We start from the raw sequence: 3,394 nt of genomic DNA, 5'->3' as shown, positions 1-3,394 counted from the left end.
GTCACAACTGAACACCACATCGCACAGCCACAACTGAACACCGCAGAGCACAGCCACAACTGAACAGCTCGCTACGGATGAACGGTCAGGACCACCGCCGACGAGCTCTACGCCGCCAGCGACGCAGCCATGGCCGAGCTGACCTCCGGGGACCTCGAGGAGGCGATGGCCGGGCACCCGCCGATCGGGCGTCCCAGGCCCGGCGACCCGGCCTCCGCCCGTGAACAGCGCGGCATGGCCGGCGCCTCCGAGGAGCTCAAGGCGGAGATGCTCGAACTCAACCTGGCCTACCAGGAGAAGTTCGGCCATGTCTTCCTGATCTGCGCCACCGGCCGGACCGGAGAACAGATGCGGGACGCGGTCAAGGAGCGGATCGGGCACTCGCCGGAGCAGGAGCGCGAGATCGTCCGCACCGAACTGGGAAAGATCAACCGCATCCGCCTGGCCCGACTCGTCGAAGAGGACGCCTGACACCATGAGCACCAGCACCACCGCCTCCGTGTCCACGCACATCCTGGACACCTCGCTCGGCCGTCCCGCCGAGGGCGTCGCCGTCCACCTCTCCGCCCGCTCCGGGCGGGGCGGGGACTGGCAGGCGCTCGGCGGCTCCGCGACCGACGCCGACGGCCGGTGCAAGGACCTGCCGGCACTGCCGGAGGGGACGACCCACGTGCGGCTCGACTTCGCCGTCGAACCGTACTTCGAGAAGAAGCAAGCCGATGCGCAGCAGGACGCCCCCGCGAATCGGGACAGCGGACCGGGCGTGTTCTTCCCGGAGGTGGCGATCACGTTCGCCGTCGTACCGGGCGAGCACTACCACGTACCGCTGCTGCTCAACCCGTTCGGCTACTCCGTTTACCGAGGGAGCTAGCTAAATGACCGACAATTCCCGCCCTGCCCGCCCTGTCATCCTGGGACAGAACCAGTACGGCAAGGCCGAGAACCGAGTCGTAAAGATCACGCGGGACGGCGCCACCCACCACATCAAGGACCTCAACGTCTCCGTGGCGCTGAGCGGCGACATGGAGGAGGTCCACTACTCCGGCTCCAACGCCAACGTCCTGCCGACCGACACCACCAAGAACACGGTGTTCGCGTTCGCCAAGGAGCACGGCATCGAGTCCGCCGAGCAGTTCGGCATCCACCTCGCCCGCCACTTCGTCACCTCGCAGGAGCCCATCCACCGCGCCCGCATCCGCATCGAGGAGTACGCCTGGGAGCGGATCGAGACCTCCGACGGCAACTCCAAGTTCATCGGCGCGGACGAGGTCAAGCACTCCTTCGTGAGGAAGGGCCAGGAGACCCGCCTCACCCAGATCACCTACGACGGTGAGAAGTGGGAGGTCGTCTCCGGCCTGAAGAACCTGACGGTGCTCAACTCCACCCACGCCGAGTTCTGGGGCTACGTCAAGGACAAGTACACCACCCTCCAGGAGGCCTACGACCGCATCCTGGCCACGGACGTCTCCGCCCGCTGGCGGTTCAACTGGACCGACGACGAGCAGAAGATGCCCAACTGGGAGAAGTCCTACGAGCAGGTCAAGAAGCACATGCTGCACGCGTTCGCCGAGACCTACTCCCTGTCTCTGCAGCAGACGATGTACCAGATGGGCGCGCGCGTCATCAACAGCCGCAGCGAGATCGACGAGATCCGCTTCTCCCTCCCGAACAAGCACCACTTCCTGGTCGACCTGGAGCCCTTCGGGCTCAAGAACGACAACGAGGTCTACTTCGCCGCCGACCGGCCCTACGGCCTGATCGAGGCGACCGTCCTGCGCGACGGCTGCGAGCCGAAGATCCCGGTGGATCTCACCAACCTCTGAGCAACCCCTCTCTCGGCACCCGCGGCCGGGGCGACGCGCCCCCCGTCCGGCTCCCCGGCCGCGGCACTCAAAACTCCTAGGGTCCTGCCGTGCCCTCCCACTTCAGTCCACTGAGCGAAAAGGACGAATCATGGCAGCAGCCCAGCGCATCGTCATCGAGAACTGTTCGATCGCGACCGTCGACGCCGACGACACCGAGTACGCCTCCGGGTACGTCGTCATCGCCGGCAACCGCGTCGAGGCGGTCGGCGCGGGCAAGGCCCCCGAGGGCCTGGAGAACGTCGTACGCCGTATCGACGCCACCGGGCACCTCGTGACCCCCGGTCTGATCAACACCCACCACCACTTCTACCAGTGGATCACCCGGGGTCTGGCCACGGACCACAACCTCTTCAACTGGCTGGTCGCGCTCTACCCCGTCTGGGCGCGCATCGACGAGCCGATGGCGTACGCGGCCGCCCAGGGCTCGCTCGCGATGATGGCCCGCGGCGGCGTCACCACCGCCATGGACCACCACTACGTATACCCCCAGGGCTCCGGCGACCTGTCCGGCGCGATCATCCGCGCCGCCCGTGAGACGGGTGTCCGCTTCACCCTCGCCCGCGGCTCCATGGACCGCAGCGAGAAGGACGGCGGCCTGCCGCCGGACTTCGCCGTCGAGACCCTCGAGGGCGCGCTCTCCGCGACCGAGGCCACCGTCCAGGAGCACCACGACGCCTCCTTCGACGCGATGACCCAGGTCGCCGTCGCCCCCTGCTCCCCCTTCTCCGTCTCCACCGAACTCCTCAGGCAGGGCGCCGAGTTGGCCCGCCGTCTCGGCGTACGGCTGCACACCCACGGCTCCGAGACCGTGGAGGAGGAGAAGTTCTGCCACGAACTGTTCGGCATGGGCCCGACCGACTACTTCGAGTCCACCGGCTGGCTCGGCGAGGACGTGTGGATGGCGCACTGCGTCCACATGAACGACTCCGACATCGCCGCCTTCGGCCGCACGAAGACCGGTGTCGCGCACTGCCCCTCCTCCAACGCGCGCCTCGCGGCCGGCATCGCCCGCGTCCCCGACATGCTGAAGGCGGGTGTCCCGGTCGGCCTCGGCGTCGACGGCACCGCCTCCAACGAGTCCGGCGAACTGCACACCGAACTGCGCAACGCCCTGCTGATCAACCGCCTCGGCGCACACCGCGAGGCCGCTCTCAACGCCCGGCAGGCGCTGCGTCTCGGCACCTACGGCGGCGCCCAGGTCCTCGGCCGGGCGGCCGAGACCGGCTCGCTGGAGGCCGGCAAGCTCGCCGACCTGGTGCTCTGGAAGCTGGACACCGTCGCCCACTCCTCCATCGCCGACCCGGTGACCGCCCTGGTCTTCGGCGCGGCCGCCCCGGTCACCGCCTCCTTCGTCAACGGCCGTCAGATCGTCGAGAACGGCCGCCTGCTGACCGTCGACGAGGACGCCATCGCCCGCTCCACGCGGGACGAGGCCCAGCGCCTGGCGCGGATCGCCGCCCGGGCCTGAGCCCCCTGACTCCGGCCGGGAGGGACGGCTCCCGGCCGGCACCCGTGCCTCCTCTCGCCTC

The 3,394-nt window shown here is 68.7% G+C and carries 3 protein-coding genes and 1 pseudogene; all 4 read left to right on the top strand.

The features are described 5' to 3' along the window. Positions 1-93: 93 nt before the first annotated feature. Positions 94-471, top strand: a pseudogene (gene uraD / locus ACWEN3_RS43895) (2-oxo-4-hydroxy-4-carboxy-5-ureidoimidazoline decarboxylase); the annotation flags it as partial. Between the two features lie 4 nt (positions 472-475). Beyond that, positions 476-871, top strand: coding sequence for a hydroxyisourate hydrolase (gene uraH / locus ACWEN3_RS43890; RefSeq protein ID WP_452983572.1), 396 nt, complete (start codon positions 476-478; stop codon positions 869-871). 4 nt (positions 872-875) lie between these two features. After that, positions 876-1,823, top strand: a complete 948-nt coding sequence (pucL, locus tag ACWEN3_RS43885; protein WP_452983569.1) for a factor-independent urate hydroxylase — start codon at positions 876-878, stop codon at positions 1,821-1,823. Between the two features lie 130 nt (positions 1,824-1,953). Beyond that, complete coding sequence (locus tag ACWEN3_RS43880) at positions 1,954-3,333, top strand: 8-oxoguanine deaminase (RefSeq protein ID WP_452983566.1); 1,380 nt, start codon at positions 1,954-1,956, stop codon at positions 3,331-3,333. Positions 3,334-3,394 lie beyond the last annotated feature (61 nt).

The sequence above is a fragment of the Streptomyces sp. NPDC004561 genome (assembly GCF_053602155.1).
The sequence above is the reverse complement of the archived record's forward strand: the minus strand, read 5'-3'. Positions and strand labels throughout refer to the sequence as shown.

What these genes read in the sequence shown, in the direction of transcription:
- pucL (WP_452983569.1), top strand. Translation starts at nt 876, where the DNA reads ATGACCGACAATTCCCGCCCTGCCCGCCCTGTCATCCTGGGACAGAAC.
- uraH (WP_452983572.1), top strand. Translation starts at nt 476, where the DNA reads ATGAGCACCAGCACCACCGCCTCCGTGTCCACGCACATCCTGGACACC.
- ACWEN3_RS43880 (WP_452983566.1), top strand. Translation starts at nt 1,954, where the DNA reads ATGGCAGCAGCCCAGCGCATCGTCATCGAGAACTGTTCGATCGCGACC.